We start from the raw sequence: 24,374 nt of genomic DNA on the forward strand, positions 1-24,374 counted from the left end.
GATTGTCAAAAACCAGGAGGAATTGCGATCCCGCTCAATCTTAGCTGATTTAGTTTCGACCGCCTCTTCCACCAGGAAAGCCATCGTCCACACCACCTCCCTGACCAGGAAAACCATCGTCTACGCCTTGTCCTTGACCAGGGAAGTCTCGGTCTGGAAGTTCACCCAGACCTGAATCGGGGTCGGTAGGGCGATCGGGGCGATCGGGACGGTCAGGTCGGTCGGGACGGTCAGGGCGATCGGGACGATCGGGACGGTCAGGTCGATCGGGACGATCGCTAGGACGTTCTCCTAAACCAGGAGTTCCATCTGGATTACCACCGCGAACATCTCGGTCATCGCGATTCATTGGGTCAGAGCGATCGGGTCGATTGGGGCGATTGCCTTGGTTAGAGCGAGCGGGTTGGTTGGGAGTATTAGCATTGGGATCATCCGCAGGCCGATCGCGCTGGTCTTGATTCACCTCCCCAGACTCCCGCAAGGTCTCGCGGTTGGTGCGCGTGCTGCGATCGCTGGTTCTACGGTTCGATGAAGGCACAACAAAGGGTTGCCGCGCAAAGTCGGGCATGTCTAAATCTGTGGGCATCTCGTCGCCATTACTGGGCGGCAGCAGCACAAACGTTGGGGTATCGATCGCCCCCTCGGCATCCACGGGCTCGTAGGCATCCAACGCCTCTTGCATTTCCTGTTGAACAAGGGCGATCGCTTCATCGTTGCTGACCGGCTCATCCGTCGGCGAAAATCCCTGCATCAGGGCGCTAGTTTCATGGAATAGATCGAGGTCAAAGGTGTAGACCGCATCGAGGCGATCGCCCACCGCCACCGCCATCTGCCCCGCCTCCAGCTCCCACACCTGGGATCCATCGGTGCTGTAGGCCCGAATGCCACTATTGGTCAGCGCGCCAATGAGGGTGGTGTCACTCTCTTCGATGTAGCGCACAAAGAGAGCCGAGCCCTGGATGCCAGCGGCGGCGTTGGGTGTACGAATATAGGTACTGCCCTGTCCGGGGGGAACCAACAGGAGTACCGTGCCATTGGATAGGGAAAAGTTGCGGGTGCCGGGGGTAAACCAGAAAATTACCTGTTCACCCATGCGGCCTAGGGAGCCGTCATTGAAGCGCAGTTCGGCCAAGGAGGATTGCCCCGTGGTAAGACCATCGCCAGGGGCCATCGTGTCAGAAATCCGAGCCGCCCGAGAGTTGCCGTCTTGCAAAATAAGCTGCACTCGGTTTTGTATCGACTCAACCGTAGCGCGGGTGAGAGCCGTTTGAGCAGCCGCAGGACTGGGTATGGCGAGTAGGCTGCAACCTACTGCGACGAGGAGTGAAATTGGGCGACGAAGCATAGCTAATCTCCTAGGCACTGAGTATAGGTGAAATCGCGATCGCACCAATGATTCAAGCGGAACATCACTGCATAGGTAGACATCTTCGGCACCGACTTGAAGTTGTTAAGGATCTAGTGATTGGAGGGACAACACACCGAGAACGATTCCGTTGATGATGGCATCGATCAACATCTACATCAGTAAATATCTATGTATGGCCGTTGAGACCACTAGCTTTTATGATGCAAGATTAGCCCTAGTTGTTCCATGGGGTTGTACTCCCAAACACTAGGGGCGATCGCCCCATACCCCTTCATACAAGTCTTCCTACTCGATTCTAGACATTCCAGACTATGAGCTATCCATTCTGAAATTTTGCTTCTCTAGTTGTAGGGCGCTGTTAGGCGCAGCCGTAACGCACCGCCCCAGTCCAAACCGTCACATTCCCGGATTAAGGTGCTGTTAGGCGTAGCCGTAACGCACCGCTTCGTAAGGTGTTGACGCATGATACTGTGCCCATGTATCGCCCCATCCAGTTTTTCTACTCATCATCAAGCCCATGCCAAAACAAACAAACCTTCGGCGGTCAGAGAATAACTCTAACCGCCGAAGGATCAGTCTATGGCTATGGCTACTACCTTGAGTCTGTTTAGAACAGGTTCAAATCGGTGACGGCACCTAGGCTGCTGGACGACACCAGCTTGGCATATTTGGCCAACACGCCACGGGTGTAGCGTGGTGCAGGAGGCTGCCACTGGGCTCGACGCTGGGCCAGTTCCTCGTCAGAAACATGCACCTGTAGCAGACGCGCATCAGCATCAATAGTAATCGTGTCACCTTCTTGAACCAGAGCAATGGTGCCTCCTACATAGGCTTCCGGAGCCACGTGCCCCACCACCATGCCGTAGGTACCGCCGGAGAAGCGTCCGTCGGTAATTAGGCCCACGGAGTCTCCCAAGCCCGCGCCGATGATGGCGGAGGTTGGGGCCAACATTTCCCGCATCCCCGGACCACCCCGCGGCCCTTCGTAACGGACGACGATCACATTCCCCGCCTGGATCTTGCCAGCAAGGATGGCGGCTAGACAGTCTTCTTCAGATTCAAAGACGCGGGCGGGCCCGGTGATTTTGCGTTTTTTAATGCCGGTGAGTTTGGCGACAGCTCCCTCGGTTGCCAAGTTGCCCTTGAGGATGCCTAGGTGCCCAGCGGTATACATGGGCTTGTCCCAAGGACGGATCACGTCTTGATCGGCGGCGGGTTCGTCGGGTATGTCTTGGAGCAGCTCGGCTATGGTCTGTCCGGTGATCGTCAGGGCATCGCCATGCAGGAGCCCTTTCACCAACAGCATTTTCATGACTTGGGGAATGCCGCCGGCCCGGTGTAGATCGGTGGCGACGTAGCGCCCAGAGGGTTTTAGATCACAGAGGACGGGTACCCGCGCCCGGATGGTTTCAAAGTCATCGAGGGTGAGAGGCACGCCCATGGTGGAAGCGATCGCCAATAGGTGTAGCACAGAGTTGGTGGAACCACCCACGGCCATAATTACGGAAATGGCGTTTTCAAAGGCTTGGCGGGTGAGGACTTGGCTGGGTAAGATCTGCTGCCGAATGGCGTTGACCAAGGCATGGGCCGATTTTTCGGCGCTCTCCGCCTTCTCCGCATCTTCCGCCGCCATGGTGGAAGAATACATCAGGCTCATGCCCATGGCTTCAAAGGCTGAGGACATGGTGTTGGCGGTATACATGCCGCCGCAGGAGCCAGCACCGGGGCAGGCATGTTTCTCCACCGCCATCAGTTGCTCGTCGCCAATTTTGCCAGCGCTATATTCACCCACGGCTTCAAAGGCGCTGACCACCGTTAGGTCTTTGCCGTCTAGATGACCGGGTTTGATGGTACCGCCGTAGACGAAGATGGCGGGAATGTTCAGGCGCGCCATGGCAATCATGGCACCGGGCATGTTTTTATCACAGCCACCAATGGCCAAGACTCCATCTAAACTTTGTCCGTTGCACACGGTTTCGATAGAATCGGCAATCACATCCCGCGATACTAGGGAATATTTCATCCCTTCGGTGCCCATGGAAATGCCGTCACTGATGGTGATGGTGCCAAAGAGCTGAGGCATCCCGCCGGCTGCCCGCGCCCCTGCTTCGGCCCGCAGCGCTAGGTCATTGATACCCATGTTGCAGGGGGTGATGGTGCTATAGCCATTGGCGATGCCGATGATCGGCTTGATGAAATCTGAATCTTGGAAGCCAACCGCTCGCAGCATGGCGCGGTTTGGGGTGCGCTGCACGCCCTGGGTCACAACTTGGCTTCTACGATTTTCTGGCATGGCGTTTTTCCTTCAAAAATGAATGTGTGCCGACGTTCTCCCAGGGGTGGCGGGAAGAGCGAGATGCGGCTCTCCAACCAGCAAGGTGCCAACCATGGGCAGCTTCGGCGATCGCAAATAAACTGTGGCTGACTGTGGCGAATACTGGGATGATCGGCCGCGATCGCCCCTGGATTTCTTCCTTTAGTGTAAAGCGACTCGGTCTCTCACTTGCCAGAGTTTCGGGCACAATAAATAATGAAGGGTCTTGCGCGGTTGCGCAAGGGCCGATGTTGTCTAGGGAAGTCCTATGAGTTCGTCTACGATTCGCCCTGCTCGGATTAGCCATGTGTTGCCCGACTCCATCGCTGCTGAGATTGGGTTTGCACCGGGGGATGCGATCGTATCCATTAACGGTCAAGCGCCGCGAGATTTGATCGATTATCAGTTTCTCTGTGCCGATGAGGTGCTGGAATTGGAGGTATTGGATGGGAAAGGGCGATCGCACCGGATTGAAATCGAGAAAGACTACGATGATGACCTAGGTCTGGCCTTTGAAACGGCGCTGTTTGATGGATTGATCCAGTGCAACAACCGCTGTCCCTTTTGCTTTATTGACCAACAGCCGCCGGGCCTGCGGGATACGCTGTATCTCAAAGATGATGACTACCGCCTCAGCTTTCTCTACGGCAGCTATCTCACCCTCACGAATCTGGGACAGCGGGAGTGGGATCGGATTGCCCAGATGCGTCTGTCGCCGCTCTATGTCTCGGTTCATGCCACGGAGCCGGATGTCCGCAGTCGGCTGCTGAAAAATCCCCGTGCTGGTCAGTTGATGGATCAACTACGCTGGTTCCAAGAGCAGCGGCTGCAAATCCATGCCCAGGTGGTGGTTTGTCCGGGGATCAATGATGGCGACCATCTGACCCGCACCTTGACCGATCTAGCCTCGTTCCACCAGGGTGACCTGCCCACCGTGATTTCCGCAGCCGTGGTGCCCGTAGGCATGACTCGCTTCCGCCCCGATGAGGATGAACTAACGCCGGTGACGCCGGATATCGCTCGCCAGGTGATCGCCCAAGTGCAGGATCTACAGGCTCAGTTTCAGGATCGCTTGGACTCCACCTTTGCCTGGCTGGCAGACGAATGGTTTTTGATTGGGCAAGCGCCTCTGCCGCCGGAGTCGCACTATGAAGACTACCCGCAAATTGGCAACGGTGTCGGGTCTATCCGTCTGTTTCTCAAGGAGTTTGACGAGGTGGCGGTTGACCTCCCCGATCGCCTCCCCAGTCCGCGCACCTTCACCTGGGTGGTGGGTAATGCGGTGGAGACGGCTTTTCAGCCCTTGGTGCAGCGGCTGAACCAGGTTGATGGTCTTACGGTCAATCTTGTGGCGATCGCCAGCCGCTATTGGGGACAGGAGATTAGCGTTACGGGGTTAATTACCGGCCAGGATATTCAAGCGGTGTTGCGATCGCAGCCCCTGGGGGATGGCATTCTTTTGCCCACTCTGATGCTCAAGCATGGCGAAACGCGCTTTCTCGATGACAGTACGGTAGAGGAGCTGGCCCAAGCGCTGAAGACGCCCATTTGGCTGATTGACGATCTGGATGCCCTGATCGATTGCTGTAGTGGCGCAGAGGGCGATCGCGTCACCTGCATTCGTCCAGAAGCGATCGCTGTATCCTAAGGTTCGCTGGGGATGTCTGCTGGGGGCGTTCGTTGCTGTCCCCTAGAAATTTGTGCCAAGGCTGGGTGTTTCTTCAAGAGGTAAGTTATGGTGTCCATAGAAGGGGGCCTTGAGTCGTTTTAGAGAGATAGGAGAGACTTCATCACTACTCCTTGACATGGATTTGAAACTGAGGTTGATCCCGTCCTGATCTGGATGACTGCCTTGGAACTAATGAACGATAGGCATGTAGTTGGATGAAGACAATCGTCTGATTGTCTAGTTGCACCACTCCGCCAGCTCTGGAGATTTGAATGTTAATTGGTGGGCGATACGACATTATTCGATCGCTGGGTCGAGGCAGTTTTGGTAAAACATTCCTGGCTACCGACACGTTTCGACGCGGTAGCCCCAAGTGTGTTGTTAAGAAATTTCAGCCCCAATCGACCTTGCCCTCGCTGCTCGGCCATGTGCGTGAGCTGTTTGAACAAGAGGCCCAGCGCCTCTATGAACTCAGTACCCACGACCAAATTCCTAGCCTGCTCGATCACTTAGAGCAGAGCGGTGAGTTTTACATTGTTCAAACCCTGATTGATGGCAATGATCTCCGGCAGTCCTTTGCTCTCGGTAGCCGCTGGGATGAAAAAAGTGTTGTATCCCTGATGCACGAGATTCTGGAGATTCTCGCGGTCGTTCACAGCCACCACATGATCCACCAAGACGTGGCTCCCCAGAATCTGATTCGTCGCTGGACGGATAAGCGGCTGGTGCTGATTGGGTTTGGCAGTATGAAGGCGATCCGCAATATGATGCTGACGCCCGAGGGAACGCCCTACTTCACTCGTCCTGTGGGCACGTCGGGCTATATGCCCAAGGAGCAAGTTGAAGGACAGCCCCAGGAGGCTAGCGACCTCTACGCGGTGGGGATGCTGGGCATTCAAGCTATGACCGGGTATTTGCCCAATCAACTGCCGCGCCATTCTGCCACCCTAGATATTGACTGGTATGACCAAGCGCCGTTGGTGAGCCCCATGCTGCGGCGGGTGTTGGATAAACTGGTGCGCTACGAGGTGGGCGATCGCTATCAGTCTGTAGCAGAGGTGGTTGCCGACCTACCCGATCCGCCGACCCGCCCAGCGCCGCCCATCCAGCCCATTGCGGTGAGTATTGACTTAGACAGTTTGGTGGAAAAGCCGGTGCCGCCACCACCGCCCAAACGCCGCACGTGGAGTCTGGCGATCGCCCCGCAGTTTGCCTTTGTCCACGATTTTTCGGAAGGGCTAGCGGCGGTGGTCAAAGAAGGGCAACTGGGCTATGTCGATCCAGCGGGGGCGATCGTCATTCCCCCGCAGTTTGAGTTCAACTGGATCAATAGCCTGCGGGAAGGCGCGTACCAGTTTTCGGAAGGGCTGGCCCGGGTGGCGGTTGGCCATGCCTGGGGCTATATCAACAAGCTTGGAAAGGTTGTGATTGCGGCCCAGTTTGACGGAGCCGAGAATTTCCATGATGGCCTAGCGCGGGTGGAACAGAACCACCACTATGGCTATATCAATCCCCAAGGTGAGCCGGTGATTCCGGTGCAGTATGCCAGCGCCGCCCAACGGTTCAGCGAGTCCTTGGCCCATGTGGAATCGGATCAGCGCCACGGCTACATTAACGCCGCTGGACATTTTGTGATTGCGCCCCAGTTTGACAGTGCCGATCATTTCAACGAAGGGCTAGCCCGCATTACCCTCAATCATAAATATGGCTTCATCGACAAGACAGGAGCGATCGTCATCCCCGCCGAGTTTGACGTGGCCCACACCTTCCGCCAAGGTCTAGCTCGGGTGCGCATTGACGAGCGCTATGGCTATATCAAACCCAATGGCGACCTAGCAATCCCTGCCCAGTTTGACGACACCTTTAGCTTCACGGAAGGTCTGGCCCTCGTGCGCAACCACGATCGCTACGGGTTTATCGATCCCTCAGGGGCGATCGCTATTCCGCTGCAGTATGAAGACGCCTACCCCTTTTCTGAAGGCTTAGCTGCGGTCAAGCTAGATCAAAAATGGGGCTATATCAATGCCCAGGGCAAAGTCTTAGTTGAGCCCATCTACGAGGATGCGCGTTCCTTCCAAGACGGCCTAGCCGCTGTGCAGCAGGATGGTCTATGGGGCTATCTGCGAGAAGACTAGAGCCCCATGGGCCATGAGAGGCATGAGGCTGAGCGCATCAGTGGGAAGACGTAACGATGGGCAGGCGTTGAGTGACGTCAAGCTCCAATTCTCATGAGCAGAGGGCTGGGCGGAGTCACAACTCGGCAGCGTTCCTTCTGAGCAGAGGGTTGAGCGGAGTCGAAACCCGGCCGCTTTCATGCAATAGAGTCCACGACCTAGCATCTCTGGGGATGACGGCTACTTGGGCCGAATCAGCACCACCGGCGTTTGTTCATCGGCGTTGCCAGCGGGATTGGTAATCAACGCCTGTTCCAACAAGCCTGGTGCAATGCCCGAGGATGCCGCCAAGACCTTCACCGCCCGCAGATCATTCACATCCACGATCGCTGCTGCCAAACCCGTCTCCGCCTGGATTTGATTGACCACCCGTTGGGGATCTTCAGGGCCTAGGACGATGAACTGATCGTAGGGAGGCAGGGTGCCGGTGACGTCATCAATCAGGCGGGCCTGCTCTCCCGCCAGTTGGTAAAACATGCCCGGTCGTTTGAAGATTTTTTTGGCGATCGCCCCCACCAAGAACGCAAACACCACCCGCCACGGCCCGGAAATATCCACCAGGGTTTGCATACCGCAGGCGGTGGCTAGGCTGGAGGTGGGCATGAAGTAGTAGCACAGACGGCGGGCTACCCAGCCAGGCTGCACGGTGGTGGGATGGCGGAAGCGATCTTGCATGATGGCGATCGGGGTTTCACCGATGGTGACAATATCGCCAGGCTGGGCATGGGGCATGACGTAGCGCTGCACCACTTCCACTGGATCATCCAAGTGGGTGAGCAAATGGGTTTTCACCGGCAAAATATCAGCGCGATCGCCCGATCGCCACTGAATAGGCGCATCGGGGCTGGGAAACCGGAGGGGCACAATCACATGGCGGGTCTTCGGCACCCGCCCCTGGGGGCCATAGGTGACATAGCGCACCTTAATCCAGGCGGCCTGCAGCGCTTCTAGCTGCTCGCCCACCACATCCAGCACCACTTCCATGCGGGTGGTCTTGCCAATTTTGACAATATAGCCAAACCAATAGCCATCCTCGCGGGCATCGGCATCGGGGTGGCAGGGGGTGATCCGCAGCGTATGCTGAACCGTGTCGAGACTGTCCTTCGACAGCAGCGTTGCCGTTGCCGAGACCTCCGGCACCATCAGCTCTAGGCGCTGGGTTTGGTTGACAAACTCCATATCGCCCACAATGCGGTAATGCTGAGGCTCGTAGACATCTAGATTCCAGGTGCCTGCCCGCAACTGCAGCCGATTGCCCGGTCGCCGTCGATACTGCACCTCAATGGCGATCCATCCTAAAACCAACAGCAGGGCGATCGCCCCGATCAAAATCCCCAAACTCCCCATCACAGCCTTCTCAGTGGTATTGCTTCACTCTATAGCACAAGCATTCTCTCAGAGTCTGGCACACATTGCACTGCAGCGTTTCTCGATTGCTCCCATAATCTTCACGAGGGTCAAGCTCCACCCGGATGGATTCGACCATGGCGGTAGGTGCCTACTTGATGATCTAGAGGCGATCGCCCACGACAGCCCAGAGCATCCTGTACCGTAGGGGCAGTTCCTCGCTGTGGGGATACCCAATGGTCTGGGAAGAACTAGGGAATTCCCCTAAATTGCCGGGAGAAATTTGAATATTTGTAAACAAATATTTGTAAACTATTAGGAAATCCTTAGCAAATCACGAGTCCACCCGTTCCGCCTATCTGCTGTCTATATCGTCTAGGGAGTTTTTTGATGAAGCAATTAATGCTTGCAGAACGCATTTGTTTAATTGGGCATTTGGTGTCCATGGCCTTCGGCTTAGCCGGTTTGTTGCTGGTGATGCCCCATCCAGAATTTCTCAGCCATGTGCCCGCTGGTCAAACCATGTTCCGCTGGAGCATGGCTGGGGGTGGCGTGGTTTACATTGTCTTAGGAGCGATCGCCGTCGCGCTCTATGCCTACCGTACCCTAGGGCTACGGAACTGGCTCACCTTTATGCTTCCAGCGGTGTTCCTCTCCCTAGGCAGCGAACTGCTGGGTACCAGTACTGGTTTTCCCTTCGGCAACTATAGTTACCTCAGCGGTCTGGGCTACAAAATATCCGGCTTGGTGCCGTTTACCATTCCCCTGTCTTGGTTTTACCTGGGTCTCGCCTCCTACCTCTTGGCTCGCACCGGCTTAGATTCCGTTGAACGTCTTCAGTCCACCGATGTGCTGCGCCCGATGACCTGGTGGCGGCAAATTGCAGCGGTGCTTCTCGGGGCTGTGTTGCTTACCTCTTGGGACTTTGTGCTCGATCCGGCCATGAGCCAAACCGCTATGCCGTTTTGGTATTGGCATGAGCCCGGTGCCTTTTTTGGGATGCCCTACCAAAACTTTGCTGGCTGGACAGCAACAGGCTGCCTATTCATGGGCATTGCTGCCGTCATCTGGTTCCGCCAACCGATTCGTCTAACTGCGGCGCAGCTCAATCTGCCCTTCACGGTCTACGTTGGTAACTTTACCTTTGCCATGGTGATGAGCTTGGCGGCTGGTTTTTGGCAGCCGGTGCTCTTGGGCATTGTTGTGGGTCTTGGGCCAGCGGCGTTGTGTTGGAACCGGGCTAAGTCCATCGAAGCTCAGGGGGCGATCGCTCCTAAGACCAGCATGATGGACGATCCCATCTCTGACTTGCCTTCCACCCCCGTTGGAGTCAGCAGTAAGTGATCGACGTGGGCATATCTCAGGCATCTACATGGATCAATCTCCCTGGATGGATCGCCGTAGCGCTCTTTGTGCTGCTGGCGATTCAGCTTCCTGCGTTGGCCATTTTGCTCTCGCGCCTGCTGCAGGGCCCCACTCGGCAACCACCCCTACCGCCGCAGCAGGCGAATCTCTCCCAGTTTGGTAAGGTGAGCGTGGTGGTGCCAACCCTCAACGAAGCCGAGCGGATTCAGCCCTGCCTGGACGGTCTCAGCCGCCAGAGCTTTGGGGTGCGGGAAATTATCATCGTTGATAGCCGCTCTCAGGATGGCACGGTTGATCGGGTGAAAACCATGCAGCAAATCGATCCGCGCTTTCGGGTGATCTACGATGATCCTCTACCTGCAGGCTGGGTGGGTCGCCCTTGGGCATTACACACCGGCTTCCTCAACAGTTCCGACCAGAGTACCTGGTTTCTGGGGGTGGATGCCGATACCCAACCCCAGCCGGGTCTGGTGGCGGGTCTGGTGGCGGCGGCAGAAGCCGGTAACTTTGACCTCGTGTCCCTTTCCCCCCAGTTCATCCTCAAACAGCCGGGGGAATTTTGGCTACAGCCGGCTCTGCTGATGACGCTGATCTATCGCTTTGGCCCGTCCGGCAGTGCGATCGCTGGCTCTGACCTAGGATCGGAACGGGTGATGGCCAATGGTCAATGCTTCCTCTGTCGGCGATCGCTGTTGACGATGCTGGACGGCTATAGCAGCGCCCGCAATTCTTTTTGTGACGACGTTACCCTAGCTCGCTATGCTGCCGCCCAGGGTGCCAAGGTAGGATTTTTGGACGGTGCCAAGCTGCTGAAGGTGCGCATGTATGAAGGCATGGCTGAAACCTGGAAGGAATGGGGGCGATCGCTCGATTTGAAAGATGCTGCCACGCCGATCCAAACCTGGGGTGATGTCGCGTTCTTGGCGCTGGTGCAGGGATTGCCGCTGATGCTTTTGCCGGTGTTGATGGCCCTAGTGTTCTTAGGCTATGCAGCTCCAGTTCTGTGGATTTGTTTGGGCATGAATGCATTGCTGGTGACCATGCGGTTTGCGCTGCTGTGGGCGATCGCCTCCTCCTATGATGCCTCCCAAGGGAAGGGAGCCTGGGCCTTTTGGCTCTCACCGTTTGCCGACCCCTTAGCGGTGGTGCGCATTGCCCTCTCCGCCAGCCGCACCCCCACCCAATGGCGCGGCCGTCAGTACGACGCGGTCTAGTACTCTGAGGCAGAAAATCTGGTGTGTTCTGGAACCCCTTTTCGTTTTTCTGTCTTCGTTCTTCTGTTTTGCGGTACTAGGCTATGCCGCTCGGTCGCGAATCGGCTACGAAGGGGCTAGGGCTGACCGTCGGCAACTAGGGACAGAATGTTGCAGGAATGTTGCAGAAGCGTTTTTTGCGCAGCAGCCTACGGTACTGTAATAAACAGTGCAATTTTTCAATTGCCAGCCATGGTTCACGACACTTAACCGTTATAGATACGTCTTTACATCTGGGTTTCACATGATTGCAAGTCCTCCCCGCACAGTTCGCATTGGTTCCCGCAAAAGCCAGCTTGCTCTGGTTCAGACCCATTGGGTGCGTGATCAGCTTCAACATCACTATCCCGATCGCCACTTTGATATCTCTACGATGAGCACCCAGGGCGACAAGATTCTAGACGTAGCCCTAGCCAAAATTGGCGATAAGGGGCTGTTCACCAAAGAGCTAGAAGTGGGGATGCTCAATGGGGATATTGATTTTGCTGTCCATTCCCTCAAGGACTTGCCCACCAACCTGCCGGGCGGTTTGATTCTCGGCTGTGTCACTGAGCGAGAAAACCCGGCGGATGCTTTGGTGGTGCATGAAAGCCACAACGATAAGCAACTTGATACCCTGCCCGAAGGGGCGGTGGTGGGTACGTCATCGCTACGACGCTTGGCCCAGTTGCGCTATCACTATCCGCACTTGGTTTTCAAAGATATTCGCGGCAATCTCAACACCCGTCTGCAAAAGCTGGATGACGGTGGCTATGATGCCATCATCCTAGCGGTGGCTGGCCTCGAACGCCTTGGCATGGGCGATCGCGTTCATCAGATCATCCCGGCGGAGATTTCCCTCCATGCGGTGGGTCAAGGAGCCTTGGGAATTGAATGCCGCAGCAGTGACCCAGATATTTTGGCGCTGCTGACGGCGATCGAACATCGTCCTACGGCGCTGCGCTGCTATGCCGAGCGGGCATTCCTGCGGGAGCTGGAAGGCGGCTGTCAGGTGCCCATTGGCGTGAATACTGCCTTCGATGGCGATACCCTCACTTTGACGGGCTTGGTGGCTAGCTTGGATGGTAAACGGCTGGTGAAAGATACCCTGTCTGCACCTTCAGCGGAGGCCGAATCTCTGGGCGTTCAGCTTGCTCAGAGCCTGAGAAATCAAGGTGCTCAGGAAATCCTGGATGAGATCTTGGCGGAGATTCAGCGAGACGGTTAAGCAACGATGGGGGCGATCGCTTGAGGGGTGGGTCATGCCTTGATCCACTCCTCAAGGTTAGGTTAGGGAGTCGCCAGAGCGATCGCTCTCCGAATGATGGGCATGACCATTGGACGATGTTGTCGTCATCAGTTGCTGAATCCACTGCTCCATCTGGGGTGTGAGGGTAATCGGCAGTTGCCCAGAGCGAACATGTAGATCTCGCTGTGGGAAAGGAATTTCCACCTGATGCTCTCGCAGCAGGGCTTCAATGGCGAAATAGAGATCGCTTTTGAGGCGAATTTGTTGACTCGGTTCTGCTGTCCATACCATCACCTCAAAGTCTAAGGAACTATCGCCAAACCCCTTGAAAAATACCTGGGGTGGCGGTGTGCTGAGTACAACTGGGTGACTGCGGGCTGCCTGGAGGAAGACGTCTCTGACGACCTCAATATCAGATCCGTAGGCAATCCCAACGGGGACGCGAATCCGTGAGACGGGGTTGCCCAAACTCCAGTTAATCACCTCATTTTCGAGGAACCGAGAGTTCGGCACAATAATAGAAACCTGGTCGAGGGTGCGAATTAGGGTGCTGCGGGCCCCAATATGCTCGACGGTACCTTGAAATTCACCCACTTCCACAAAGTCACCGACTTGGATAGGACGTTCAAACACCAGCACGAGTCCACTACCAAAGTTTTTGGCAATATCCTGCAGACCAAAGCCAATCCCAATCCCCAGGGAACCGGCCAGGATGGCTAGGGAACTGATGTCAATCCCCCAAATTTGCATCAGGGCAAGGCTGCCAAAAAAGACTAGGCTGTAGCGCACAATAATCGCGATCGTGGCTTGGGCTCCGCGATTGACCCCGGTGACCGCCAACACCTTTGCCCGAAAAAGATCGGTGACGATTTTAGACAGAATAAACAGCACGACCACCGACGTTAACAGCAGCAGCATGTCGGAGATCGAGTAGTCGTTGCGTCCTAGGTCAATTGCCGGGGAGGTAAATACCGACAGGAGGCTCTGACTGACGACATAGCCCCACTGTCTGCTCCAAGGAAATAACCGAGTGATGCTGAGCAGGCTGGCAGTCCATAGCCCCAGTCGCGCCATCAGGGGCGGTAGACTCAACAGGGCATCTAAGAGGCGGTTGGGCGGTGGGTCACCGATATCGGTTGGCTGATCATCAGTTGTGTCATCGTCTTCACCGTTCGGGTCGGACACAAACTGAGACATTAGGACTGGCTGGACGTAGTGACGCCAGCAGTGCTGCAGACCCCATTGAATGAGGGCTGTGATCACCAGGATGATGCCGGATAATAGGGCTGCCCAGCGCAAATAGGAGAGCGATCGCTCTGTGCGCGCTTGTTCTAAAGCCGCTTCCAATGTTGCTTGCCAATCTAGGGCCTGATTATAGGCTGTACTTCCGGGCGGCACATCGGCCTCAGTTACCGTAATCAGATGTTGTTCGTTGAGGGTAATGGTGGGTAGTTTGGTGCGCTCGCCAACCTCAATCTTGGGAGGATTTTCCAACTCGATCGCCATTTCTAGCTTTTCATTGACCGTCTGAGCACGCTCCTCGGCCCCAAACGTTCCTGAAGAATTAACTTGAAACAGAATTTGGCCATCTAGGACAACCGGCTTGGATTCGGGCGGTGGATCGAGTTGGGCGATCGCCCCAGAGTTAATTCCAAGCATCAGACTCACCCCTAGGCTCACCAAACCCAACATGAAGTACCTGGACATCCAGCGGATGCTCCAAGGGAAGGCATGACGATTCATAAACGTTCCTAGTAGGGGCTGAAGCAACACGGCGTTATCTCTCCTCACGGGGATGACCCCGGTACCCGGAGGATAGCGCAAAATGGGGCGATCGCTCGTTTGGCATTCGTCTGGAGACAAGCGCCCACGGGATAGGACATGGGGCGACGTCTGCAGCCCAAGCTTATACCGGAGATTGACGTGGGAAGACTATCACGAGCAGTCTACAGTCCTTTTCAGGCCCGGCTGGGCCAAATCCGGCAATCGCCCGCTCAATCCAGTCATCAGGCGCAGGGAAAGATGGCGCACGAGCCAGATCCGGTTCATGCCCCATAATCCTAGCCGCCGCAGCCGCCGCAGCCACCACCAATTGTTGGAAAAGAGGCGATCGAGCACATCGGTAAACATCAGAATCGCCAGGGTTTCGAGCCGCCGCCAGCGTTCATACCGCCGCAGGATCCTCAGCGAGCCAATATCTTGCCCCCGCTGCTGGGCCTGGGTGAGCACTTGGGCTAGGGCCGCTGCATCGCGAATGCCTAGGTTCATGCCCTGGCCGCCTACGGGATGGCAGCAGTGGGCAGCATCCCCCACCAGGGCGAGGCGAGACTGCACGTAGCGATCGCTATACATGAGCTGCACGGGAAACAGTTGGCGATCGCTCACCATGGCCAGCTCACCCAGTTGTCCTTGATAGCGCCGCTGGAGTTCAGCGATAAACTCGGCTTCGGGAGCCTCTAGCCAATGCTGGGCCTGGCGATGGGGAGCCGTGAGCACAATCTGGCAGCGATTGCCGGGCAGGGGTAGGGTGGCAAAGGGGCCGCTGGCCCAAAAATGTTCGCGGGCAATATTTTGATGGGATTGTTCAGGACGCAGCACCACGGTAATGCAGGACTGCCAATATTTCCAGCCATGGGTTTGAATGCCTGCCTGCTGGCGAATGGGCGATCGCGCTCCGTCGGCGGCAATGACCAGACGACTGGTGACCTGGCGGACGGTATCGTCAAGGGCCACCGTGAGGGTCGCCTGCTGAGATTCGTAGCGCACCGACTGCACCGTCGCGGGACAGAGCCAGTCTACCGTTGAACATTGCTCTAGGCGACGGTGTAGCGCCCGCAGCAGCACGCCATGTTCTGCCACATAGCCAAGTTCTGGAGTACCCAAGTCATCGGGCTGCAGGTTTACCACCTCGGGATGCAGTTCTTCCGCTAGGCGAATCTGCTGAAACGTGGTGATCTGGGGTAACACCTCATCCCAGATGCCTAGACGCTGAAAAATTCTGCCGGAGAGCAGGGTAATGGCATAGGCGCGACGGTTGGCAAATCCGGCTTCCTTGGGGCGCGCTTCCATGAGGGCGATGCGGAGCCCCGAGTCTTTCAAGCTGCAGGCTAGGGTTAGCCCGACAAGACCACCGCCCACAATGGTCACGTCATAGTCTACAGAACGGGAGGCGATCGCCTGAGGTGATTGGGCTGCCTGTGTTAACACCATGCCTGCATTACGTTGCAACAACAATTTGCAGCTAGAGCCTTGGATCTAGGCGTCGATTAAGGGGCATCAGGGGTGATGCTAGCTTGACGCTACGCCACGGAACCATTGCTATATCTCTAGCTCCATCTATCTATTGTGACGCGATCGCTCTCTCCCATCAAGCAGAGACCTATCAACCCATACTCAGGGCCATCAAATCCTCGGCCATATCAAAATTGGCCGTCACGGTTTGCACGTCATCCAAGTCTTCCAGGGCATCCATCAGCTTCAGGAGCGATCGCGCCTGATCCGGATCCGCTACCTCTAGGGTATTTTCGGGAATCCAGCGCAGTTCTGCATCGCTGATGTCATAGCCCCGCTCTTGTAACGCTTGGTTTAGGGTCTCCAGACCGGCTGCATCGGTCAACACCTCTGCCCCCGGCGTTTCGTCCACCTCCATGAGTTCATAGGACTCGGCCCCACCCTCTAACGACGCCTCCAACAGAGCATCTTCATCGGTGATGTTGCGTAACGACACCACGCCCTTCTGGGCAAACATCCAGCTCACACAGCCCGTTTCCCCCAGGTTGCCGCCATTTTTGCTGAACGCCGATCGCAGATCCGCCGCTGTGCGGTTGCGGTTGTCGGTCAGCGCCTCAATCAGCACCGCAACGCCGCCTGGCCCATAGCCTTCGTAGCGAATGTCTTCCAGCTCGTTGGCCGAGCCTAGGGTGCCAGCTCCCTTAGCGATCGCCCGTTCAATATTGTCATTGGGAATGCCCGCCGCCTTGGCCTTTTCAATCGCGGTGCGTAGTTGAAAATTGCCCTCCGGATCGGGGATGCCGTTGCGGGCTGCCACAATAATGGCTCGGGATATTCGGGCAAAGGTCTTGCCCTTGACTGCATCCACCCGTGCTTTTTGGCGCTTGATATTCGCCCACTTACTATGTCCTGCCATCGGTTCTTCTATGATTCGATTGTGACCATGCAACCAGGCGCACAACCTGTCCACTCCTCAGCATAGCGAAAGACGTTTCCCGGTAACCCGCGAATGTAACCGGCGATCGCCCCTAGATTCCAACGGCGTGGAACTTTAGCTTCCGGACAAAGTCAAAGGTAATGAGACTGCGGTGGCGGCTGATCTCTATCGATACGGAGTTTGTCTCTAGGAACCCGACACGATGGTGATCTAGAGCAAAGCCACGATGAGCCTTGCCCTCCATTCTCGTGAAGCCTACTCGTGAAGCCTAAAGGATATCGACCCTGACTTTGGCGAAAGCGATCAAGTTTGAACGCCCCTAGCAGATGAAAGCCAACGGTGGTTTGCAGTGTATCTATGTTCTTGCATTTAATCGGAGACTCATTATGTTGTCAAAACAGTTCAGATCTAAAACAGCGGCACTGATAGCTTTGGGCATGGCATCCGCAGCGATCGCCCCCTTCTCCATGGCTCAGCGGGTCTTGGCATCGGAAGCGCATGTGCAGCCGTTCCAAACCGCTCAGTTGTTTGGGCAACCCGCTGCCGTGGTGGTGCCTGCCGGTACGATTATTCCCGTGGCTTATACCGAAGCAGAGCGGATTGTCATCGCCCCGGATGAAACCTATCCTGTAACCTTGGTGACCACGGTGGATGTGTTCTCCTCGGCTGGCACCTTGGTGATTCCTGCCGGTAGCCAGATTGAAGGTGAGCTATTGCCGGTTGAAGAAGGTACCCAGTTTGTCGCTAGTGAAGTGGTGTTTGCCAACGGCACTCGCCGCGATATCGTGGCATCCTCGGATCCAATTACCGAAACCGAAATCATCTCAGAGCGCAGCGACCCAGATATTCTACGGGGAGCCGCCATTGGTGCTGCTGCTGCCGGTGTCATTTCTGAGGTCTTTGGTTCTATTGACTTCCTAGAAGTGCTAGGTGGGGCTGGCTTGGGCGCACTAGCCGCTATTTTAATCGGCGGTAGCGATCGCGAAGTAGAAGTAGTGGTGATTGAACCTGAGGAAGACCTTGACGTGGTGCTGGATGCAGATTTCGCTCTGTAGTCTCCCAGTCTCCCAGGCTCACGATTGATCTATCGGTAACTAAGAGGTAGCTAGAAAGGGGCGAACATTGTTCGCCCCTTTTCTATGGGAATTCTTATGCCCCGAGAGGTAGGGGCATGGATCCAAAGACTTTTTCAAGTTCAAGGCCTGCTGCTGCCTGTAGGAGAGCGGAGCGATCGCTGGGATCGGGCAGATAGGGTAAGCAGCCTAGAACTGGCATTTGGGTGAGCGATCGCAGCCAGGTTGGTGAGAGCCAGTCGTCTAGATGGTCGGCAGAATCTGGCTGGCAACAGTTGAGCACCAGGCCTTTAAGATGCACCTTTGCCTGCCGGGCTAGGGCCACATGGGCCACCGCTTGGGCGATCGCACCGGGACGCACCGGCACTACTAAAATGGTCGGCAAGCGCCAGTCCCAAGCTAAATCTGCCAGGGTGGTATCTGGAGCGATCGGATAGCCCAAGCTACCCATGGCTTCCAGCAAAACCCAGGTATGGGTCTGCATCAGGGTTTGTAATTCTTGCCAGATAGCCGTTAATTCAGCGTTCATCGAGCCAGCGGATCGATGGGGCTCCCAGCGGCAGGGGGTGATACTGTCGAGCGACTGGTGAGGGACGAGGTCTTGGTAGAGAAGGCGATCGCGATCGTCTTGATCGATCGGTTTCATAATCGCGATGGACTGGGCAGCGCGATAGGTTTGCCAATAAATCGCCAGCGATCGCAGCAGGAGGGTTTTGCCAACCCCTGCCTCTGTTCCTGCAATGAACGTTGTTTTTGCCGTACTGCTCACGACTTGCTCCTCACTTGTCCTGATAGATCATGCACCTTTGGATCATGCACATGTCAACCCTGTGGCTATAGCGTTAGCCATAGCGTGATTACTCGGGATTTACAACGCGTACATCAACACTGTAGCCAGTGTCACTCCCTGCGACCACATCAATCTGAAATAATCCACTGCGGTCGAGCTGTCCTTCCCAAAACAGCAGTTCGGCGGCATCTGCGATCAACCGTCCATTGGGGAGGCGAATATCTAACCTCACATCGCCACTGGCTACTTCTGCTTGCAGAATCTGACCAGCCTCCGCGCGGACTAAATAGCGACGAATCTCGCTAGGGTCGCTACGCCCTTGAATTAAGGTGCCATCAGAACCTGGTTCAAACTGTAGGGGCACGGAAATAATCTCGGGCCCGGGTTCCGGCTCCGGCTCGGGTTCTGGCTCGGGTTCCGGTTCTGGCTCGGGTTCTGGCTCGGGTTCTGGCTCGGGCGCTGCCTCCAGATCGACCGTGAGGGTATAGTCGCTTTCGACCACACCCCGCACAGGACTCAACTGCACGGTGTAATCCCCTGTGAAGTCCAGTTCTCCCTGCCAGCTCAATACGCGCTCTGCCTGATCATCAGCCGGTTGGCGATTGGGCCCGAGAACAGATAGCAACATCCCTTCCTCTGCTACATCAACCGTGAGGGTTTGCCCTTGTTCCACTGAAATGATGTAGTTGACGGTTTCATTTTGCTGGAGACTGCCTTCGATGGTTTCGGTTCGACCAGGCCGCAGCGCTAGGCGTTGGCTAAACTCGATCGGCTCAGTGGGAATGGGCTCGGGCTCGGGCTCCGGCTCGGGTTCCGGCTCTTCTTGGGCAGGAGGTTCGTTGACGACCGGATGCTCCACCGGCGTCAGCAAGGCTCCGACGATCGCCCAGGATAATGCTCCGATCACGATCGCCGCCGCGACAAAAATCATAAACACCGCAAAGGGATTGTCCCACACCGAGCTTTGTTCTTCGACCTGAGGGACAATGGGCGGACGGTAGGCGCGATCGGGGGTGCGGGATGGTACGGCCTGGGTGGGCTCGTAGGGACGGCCCACGGCCATGGTCGGCATCTGGGATAGATCGGGCGGTGCGGGCGGTGCGGGTGGTGCGGGTGCCGGTGCGGGGGGCGCAGGGCTCGGGTTGGGGCTGGGGGCTGGCTTGGCTCCAGCTTGGGGAACGTTCGCCTGGAGCGCTTGCACCACATCCCGGACAGACTGGTAGCGATCGCCTGGCCGATAGCTAAGCATGGTGTTGATCACCTGGGCAAACCCCGGACTCACATTCACCCAACGCTGCCAAAACCAGGTGAGGGTGCGATCGTCGTAGAGTTCCTGGGGCTCTTTGCCTGTCAGCAGCACCACCACGGTCACAGCCAAGGCGTAGAGATCGCTGTTGGGATAGGCTTGACCGCTCTGCATTTGTTCCCCCGGCGCATAGCCTAGCTTGCCCACGGTGGTATATTGCGGCGTAGTTTCCGGCGACTGGACTCGGGTGGCCAGTTCTTTGACGACCCCAAAATCAATCAACACCGGCAGGGAGTCGCCTTGGCGATGAATGATGTTATCTGGCGCGATGTCGCGGTGGATGATGCCCTTGCTGTGGATATGGGCGAGCACCGGCAGTAGTTGCCGCATCAGTTGCGTGACTTCTGCTTCGGAGAAGGCCAGCCCTTGGGTTTGGCGATCGGTGAGCAAGGCCCGATAGGTTTTCCCTTCTACATAGTCCTGCACCAGAAATAGGCGTTGATCTTCCTCAAAGGTCGCCCGAAACTGGGGAATTTGGGGATGCTGGATTTGGTACAAGATCGACGCTTCCCGCTGGAAGAGCTCGCGGGATTTGTCCATCATGCCGATGGCACCTTGGAGGGGAATAAATTCTTTTAAGGCACAGCGTTCGTTAAACCGCCCCTGATCTTCCGCCAGGTAGGTGCGCCCAAAGCCCCCTTGCCCAAGGATGCTCAACATGCGGTAGCGATTTTGCAGGATGGTTCCAGGTTGAATAGGTGGTTGCATCAGACTTGTGCGCCCTTTGGATTGCCGATGGTGAACAGCCAGGGCGATCGCCCCAGACGAGTCATATAACATGTGGATGCTCCCCGATGCTTGCCTAGGAGATAGGTGGCTATTGGTAGGTCTAGCTTAATAGTTGCTTAACCAATAGATGCCTAGAGTAGGTGCCTAGGGCTGGGCTGCAGGTTGACCCAGCCGATGCTTGGGGGATCCAGATGTTAGACGTTAGTTTAGACGGTGAGATCAGGTGATGATGGAGCCAGCGAATGGGAAACGATCTGCGATCGCAGGTCAACTTCGATTATGCCCCATAGAGTTCTAAGGGAAGACCATCGGGGTCTTGAAAGAAGGTAAACCGTCGCTGGGTGAGGCTATCAAGGCGGATGGGTTCGACGGCAATGCCCTGGGCCGTGAGGTGAGCGATCGCCCCCTCCAAGTCCGCCACAGCAAAGGATAGATGCCGCAGTCCACAGGCTTCCGGACGGCTAGGTCGCGGTGGTGGATCGGGGAAGGAAAAGAGTTCGATCTGATCGCGATCGCCCACGCGTAGGTCTAGCTTATAGGAGTCTCGCTCCGCTCGGTAGGTTTCTTGAATCACCTGAAAGCCCAGCACCTCAACGTAAAATCGCTTAGAGGTTGGGTAGTCGGAACAAATGATGGCAATGTGATGGAAGCCGTGGGTGTTCAGCATAACGCCGTTGGGAATCTACAATCGTGCCAGGTCGGCTATCTTAGGCCATCTTCAACATCAAGATGCCTTGATCAGACGAATTTGGCGTTTTTGCCACCTGAGGACGGCAATACCTATTCTAAGAGGCGTGAACACCGATCCTAGCGATCGCCGTTGCTTTTCTACAATTGCCATAGTACATGTCTCATTGGGTGAGTTAGCCATCGGCCGTCGTTCAGCACGGATGCAACCCAAGGAGGACAGCAGACGCTACGGAGGTCTACGATGCAACCCAATAATCCCAACCAGTTTACGGAAAAAGCCTGGGCAGCGATCGCCCGCACCCCTGACATTGTCAAACAGGCTCGCCATCAGCAACTGGAGCCAGAACACCTGTTCTTATCCCTGCTGGAGGATGAAGGTCTTGTTGCCAGCATTTTTAGTAAGCTAGGCGCAAGTCCTCAGCGGCTGCGGGACTATACCCAGCAGTTTATTGACCGACAGCCGAAGGTGAGTGGCGATAACAGCTCCGTTTATGTGGGGCGATCGCTGGATAGCCTGCTGGATCGGGCAGATGAGTTGCGAAAGCAGTATGATGACGACTACATTTCCACTGAGCATCTGCTGCTGCCCTACGCCCGTGACGGCCGTTTTGGCAAGGCGCTCTTTCAAGAATTTGGTCTCACTGAAGCCAAACTTAAGGACACGATTGATCAAATCCGAGGAAATCAAAAAGTGACGGATCAAAACCCCGAAGGCAAATACCAATCCCTGGAAAAATATGGCCGCGATCTGACGGAAGCTGCCCGCAGCGGCAAGCTGGATCCGGTCATTGGTCGTGATGGCGAAATTCGGCGCACGATCCAAATTTTGTCGCGGCGCACCAAAAATAATCCGGTGCTGATTGGGGAGCCGGGAGTGGGTAAAACAGCGATCGCCGAGGGCCTGGCCCAGCGTATCGTCAGCGGTGATGTACCTCAGTCCCTCAAAGATCGGCAGTTGATTTCGTTGGATATGGGGGCACTGATTGCCGGCGCTAAGTATCGCGGGGAATTTGAAGAACGTCTGAAGGCGGTGCTGAAGGAAGTTACCGATTCTGAAGGGCAAGTTGTCCTGTTCATCGACGAGATCCACACCGTGGTGGGGGCTGGAGCCACCCAAGGAGCCATGGATGCAGGTAACTTACTCAAGCCGATGCTGGCTCGGGGTGAACTGCGCTGTATTGGCGCGACTACCCTAGATGAGTATCGTAAATACATTGAAAAAGATGCGGCCCTAGAGCGTCGCTTCCAGCAGGTCTACGTCGATCAGCCCACTATTGAAGATACGGTCTCCATTCTCCGGGGGCTCAAGGAACGCTATGAAGTCCACCATGGGGTGAAGATTTCTGACAGCGCCTTGGTGGCGGCCGCTAGCTTATCCACGCGCTACATCAGCGATCGCTTCCTTCCCGACAAGGCCATTGACCTCGTCGATGAGGCTGCTGCTAAGCTAAAAATGGAAATCACCTCCAAGCCTGAGGAACTGGATCGGGTTGATCGGGAAATTATCCAGGCAGAAATGGAGCGTTTATCGCTTCAGAAGGAAAGCAATCCTGCCTCGCAAGAACGCTTAGCGCGACTGGAGAAAGATCTAGCTGATCTTAAAGAACAGCAGCGGGGCTTAAATGCTCAGTGGCAGTCGGAAAAAGGTGTGATCGACTCGATTCAAAAGCTTAAGGAAGAAATCGATCGGGTCAACGTAGAAATTCAGCAGGCTGAGCGAGACTATGACCTGAATAAGGCAGCGGAGCTGAAGTATGGCAAATTGATTGAACTGCAGCGTCAGGTGCAGGAAGCGGAAACCCAGCTTGCGGAAACCCAAACGGACGGCAAATCCCTGCTGCGAGAGGAGGTAACTGAATCGGATATTGCGGAAATTATCTCGAAATGGACGGGCATTCCCATCAGTCGCTTGGTGGAATCGGAAATGCAAAAGCTGCTTCACCTCGACGATGAACTGCACCGGCGAGTCATTGGGCAAGAAGAAGCGGTTACCGCTGTGGCAGACTCCATTCAGCGATCGCGGGCTGGACTTTCTGACCCCAACCGTCCCATAGCCAGCTTTATCTTTCTCGGCCCCACCGGGGTCGGTAAAACAGAGCTGGGCAAAGCCCTCGCTGCTTACCTATTCGACACCGAAGATGCTATGGTGCGCATCGACATGTCGGAATATATGGAGAAACATGCCGTTTCGCGGCTGATTGGCGCACCGCCAGGATATGTGGGCTATGAGGAAGGCGGGCAGTTGACCGAAGCCGTGCGCCGTCGTCCTTACTCAGTGATTCTATTTGACGAGATCGAAAAAGCTCACCCGGATGCCTTTAACGTTCTCCTGCAAATTCTGGATGATGGACGAGTGACTGACTCCCAAGGGCGGACGGTGGACTTCAAAAATTCCATCATCATCATGACCAGCAACATCGGCTCTCAGTACATCCTGGATGTGTCGGGTGATGACGAACAGTATGACGTGATGCGATCGCGGGTGATGGACGCTATGCGCAGCCAATTCCGCCCTGAATTCCTGAACCGTATTGATGAAATCATTATCTTCCATGCGCTCAAGCAAAACCAACTGCGGGAGATTGTGAAAATTCAGGTGCAGCGTTTGGCCCAACGGTTGAGCGATCGCAAGATTGCTCTGAAGTTATCTGAAGCGGCTCTCGATTTCCTGGCTGCTGTAGGTTACGATCCTGTCTATGGAGCACGACCTCTGAAGCGGGCCATTCAGCGAGAACTGGAAACTCAGATTGCTAAGTCCATTCTGCGGGGTGATTTCAGCGAAAACGACACCATCTTTGTGGATGTGGAAAACGAACGCCTGGCCTTCAAGCGTCTGCCATCCGATTTGCTCAATGTGGGTAACACATGATGGATTAAGTAGGTTATCGTGAGGCGATCG

General features: G+C 55.8%; 17 protein-coding genes. 7 read left to right on the forward strand and 10 right to left on the reverse strand.

What is annotated here, in order from left to right; translation table 11 throughout:
• Positions 1–49: 49 nt before the first annotated feature.
• Together JUJ53_RS09425 and ilvD are read right to left on the reverse strand one after the other, a co-directional pair.
• On the reverse strand, positions 50–1,345 hold the full coding sequence (locus JUJ53_RS09425; RefSeq protein WP_204151745.1) for a FecR domain-containing protein: 1,296 nt from the start codon (positions 1,343–1,345) through the stop codon (positions 50–52).
• Between the two features lie 631 nt (positions 1,346–1,976).
• Positions 1,977–3,662, reverse strand: coding sequence for a dihydroxy-acid dehydratase (ilvD, locus tag JUJ53_RS09430; RefSeq protein WP_204151746.1), 1,686 nt, complete (start codon positions 3,660–3,662; stop codon positions 1,977–1,979).
• A gap of 289 nt (positions 3,663–3,951) precedes the next feature.
• Between ilvD and JUJ53_RS09435 the strand changes: the two genes are divergently transcribed.
• Both JUJ53_RS09435 and JUJ53_RS09440 read left to right on the forward strand, forming a co-directional pair.
• The gene (locus JUJ53_RS09435; RefSeq protein WP_204151747.1) at positions 3,952–5,331 is read left to right on the forward strand and encodes a TIGR03279 family radical SAM protein; all 1,380 of its coding nucleotides are present in this window, start codon (positions 3,952–3,954) and stop codon (positions 5,329–5,331) included.
• A gap of 293 nt (positions 5,332–5,624) precedes the next feature.
• A complete protein-coding gene (locus JUJ53_RS09440; RefSeq protein WP_204151748.1) occupies positions 5,625–7,487 on the forward strand; it encodes a WG repeat-containing protein in 1,863 nt (620 codons plus the stop codon).
• 219 nt (positions 7,488–7,706) lie between these two features.
• On the opposite strand, the gene JUJ53_RS09445 is transcribed toward JUJ53_RS09440, so the two are convergent.
• A complete protein-coding gene (locus JUJ53_RS09445; RefSeq protein ID WP_204151749.1) occupies positions 7,707–8,873 on the reverse strand; it encodes a F420-0:Gamma-glutamyl ligase in 1,167 nt (388 codons plus the stop codon).
• 163 nt (positions 8,874–9,036) lie between these two features.
• Positions 9,037–9,174, reverse strand: a complete 138-nt coding sequence (locus JUJ53_RS09450; RefSeq protein ID WP_204151750.1) for a hypothetical protein — start codon at positions 9,172–9,174, stop codon at positions 9,037–9,039.
• 89 nt (positions 9,175–9,263) lie between these two features.
• Between JUJ53_RS09450 and cruF the strand changes: the two genes are divergently transcribed.
• The 3 genes from cruF to hemC all read left to right on the forward strand — a co-directional run bounded on the left by cruF (position 9,264) and on the right by hemC (position 12,698).
• Positions 9,264–10,217, forward strand: coding sequence for a gamma-carotene 1'-hydroxylase CruF (gene cruF / locus JUJ53_RS09455; protein ID WP_204151751.1), 954 nt, complete (start codon positions 9,264–9,266; stop codon positions 10,215–10,217).
• Between the two features lie 11 nt (positions 10,218–10,228).
• A complete protein-coding gene (gene cruG, locus JUJ53_RS09460; RefSeq protein ID WP_343327925.1) occupies positions 10,229–11,452 on the forward strand; it encodes a 2'-O-glycosyltransferase CruG in 1,224 nt (407 codons plus the stop codon).
• Between the two features lie 283 nt (positions 11,453–11,735).
• Entirely contained in the window at positions 11,736–12,698 is a 963-nt protein-coding gene (hemC, locus tag JUJ53_RS09465; RefSeq protein ID WP_204151752.1) for a hydroxymethylbilane synthase, read from the forward strand.
• Positions 12,699–12,755: 57 nt separating this feature from the next.
• On the opposite strand, the gene JUJ53_RS09470 is transcribed toward hemC, so the two are convergent.
• The 3 genes from JUJ53_RS09470 to JUJ53_RS09480 form a co-directional block, all read right to left on the reverse strand.
• On the reverse strand, positions 12,756–14,582 hold the full coding sequence (locus JUJ53_RS09470) for a mechanosensitive ion channel domain-containing protein (protein ID WP_204151753.1): 1,827 nt from the start codon (positions 14,580–14,582) through the stop codon (positions 12,756–12,758).
• Between the two features lie 72 nt (positions 14,583–14,654).
• Positions 14,655–15,929, reverse strand: coding sequence for an FAD-dependent hydroxylase (locus JUJ53_RS09475; protein WP_204151754.1), 1,275 nt, complete (start codon positions 15,927–15,929; stop codon positions 14,655–14,657).
• 172 nt (positions 15,930–16,101) lie between these two features.
• Entirely contained in the window at positions 16,102–16,866 is a 765-nt protein-coding gene (locus JUJ53_RS09480; protein ID WP_204151755.1) for a YebC/PmpR family DNA-binding transcriptional regulator, read from the reverse strand.
• Between the two features lie 407 nt (positions 16,867–17,273).
• On the opposite strand from JUJ53_RS09480, the gene JUJ53_RS09485 reads away from it, so the two are divergent.
• Positions 17,274–17,942, forward strand: a complete 669-nt coding sequence (locus JUJ53_RS09485; protein WP_204151756.1) for a hypothetical protein — start codon at positions 17,274–17,276, stop codon at positions 17,940–17,942.
• Positions 17,943–18,036: 94 nt separating this feature from the next.
• On the opposite strand, the gene bioD is transcribed toward JUJ53_RS09485, so the two are convergent.
• The 3 genes from bioD to JUJ53_RS09500 form a co-directional block, all read right to left on the reverse strand.
• Positions 18,037–18,729, reverse strand: coding sequence for a dethiobiotin synthase (bioD, locus tag JUJ53_RS09490; protein WP_343327923.1), 693 nt, complete (start codon positions 18,727–18,729; stop codon positions 18,037–18,039).
• Between the two features lie 88 nt (positions 18,730–18,817).
• A complete protein-coding gene (locus JUJ53_RS09495) occupies positions 18,818–20,836 on the reverse strand; it encodes a serine/threonine-protein kinase (RefSeq protein ID WP_239124918.1) in 2,019 nt (672 codons plus the stop codon).
• Between the two features lie 226 nt (positions 20,837–21,062).
• Positions 21,063–21,452, reverse strand: a complete 390-nt coding sequence (locus JUJ53_RS09500; protein WP_204151757.1) for a VOC family protein — start codon at positions 21,450–21,452, stop codon at positions 21,063–21,065.
• Positions 21,453–21,716: 264 nt separating this feature from the next.
• Between JUJ53_RS09500 and clpB the strand changes: the two genes are divergently transcribed.
• Positions 21,717–24,344: an ATP-dependent chaperone ClpB gene (gene clpB / locus JUJ53_RS09505; protein WP_204151758.1), complete on the forward strand. Its 2,628-nt coding sequence runs from the start codon at positions 21,717–21,719 to the stop codon at positions 24,342–24,344.
• The last annotated feature ends 30 nt before the right edge of the window (positions 24,345–24,374 follow it).

This window comes from Leptolyngbya sp. CCY15150, assembly GCF_016888135.1.
Classification (GTDB): Bacteria; Cyanobacteriota; Cyanobacteriia; order RECH01; family RECH01; genus RECH01.

Excerpts from the sequence above, each read along its gene's own strand:
- JUJ53_RS09425 (WP_204151745.1), bottom strand. The coding sequence starts at position 1,345 with ATGCTTCGTCGCCCAATTTCACTCCTCGTCGCAGTAGGTTGCAGCCTA.
- ilvD (WP_204151746.1), bottom strand. The coding sequence starts at position 3,662 with ATGCCAGAAAATCGTAGAAGCCAAGTTGTGACCCAGGGCGTGCAGCGC.
- clpB (WP_204151758.1), top strand. The coding sequence starts at position 21,717 with ATGCAACCCAATAATCCCAACCAGTTTACGGAAAAAGCCTGGGCAGCG.
- JUJ53_RS09440 (WP_204151748.1), top strand. The coding sequence starts at position 5,625 with ATGTTAATTGGTGGGCGATACGACATTATTCGATCGCTGGGTCGAGGC.
- JUJ53_RS09445 (WP_204151749.1), bottom strand. The coding sequence starts at position 8,873 with ATGGGGAGTTTGGGGATTTTGATCGGGGCGATCGCCCTGCTGTTGGTT.
- JUJ53_RS09495 (WP_239124918.1), bottom strand. The coding sequence starts at position 20,836 with ATGTTATATGACTCGTCTGGGGCGATCGCCCTGGCTGTTCACCATCGG.
- JUJ53_RS09480 (WP_204151755.1), bottom strand. The coding sequence starts at position 16,866 with ATGGCAGGACATAGTAAGTGGGCGAATATCAAGCGCCAAAAAGCACGG.
- cruF (WP_204151751.1), top strand. The coding sequence starts at position 9,264 with ATGAAGCAATTAATGCTTGCAGAACGCATTTGTTTAATTGGGCATTTG.
- JUJ53_RS09435 (WP_204151747.1), top strand. The coding sequence starts at position 3,952 with ATGAGTTCGTCTACGATTCGCCCTGCTCGGATTAGCCATGTGTTGCCC.
- JUJ53_RS09500 (WP_204151757.1), bottom strand. The coding sequence starts at position 21,452 with ATGCTGAACACCCACGGCTTCCATCACATTGCCATCATTTGTTCCGAC.
- hemC (WP_204151752.1), top strand. The coding sequence starts at position 11,736 with ATGATTGCAAGTCCTCCCCGCACAGTTCGCATTGGTTCCCGCAAAAGC.
- JUJ53_RS09475 (WP_204151754.1), bottom strand. The coding sequence starts at position 15,929 with ATGGTGTTAACACAGGCAGCCCAATCACCTCAGGCGATCGCCTCCCGT.
- JUJ53_RS09485 (WP_204151756.1), top strand. The coding sequence starts at position 17,274 with ATGTTGTCAAAACAGTTCAGATCTAAAACAGCGGCACTGATAGCTTTG.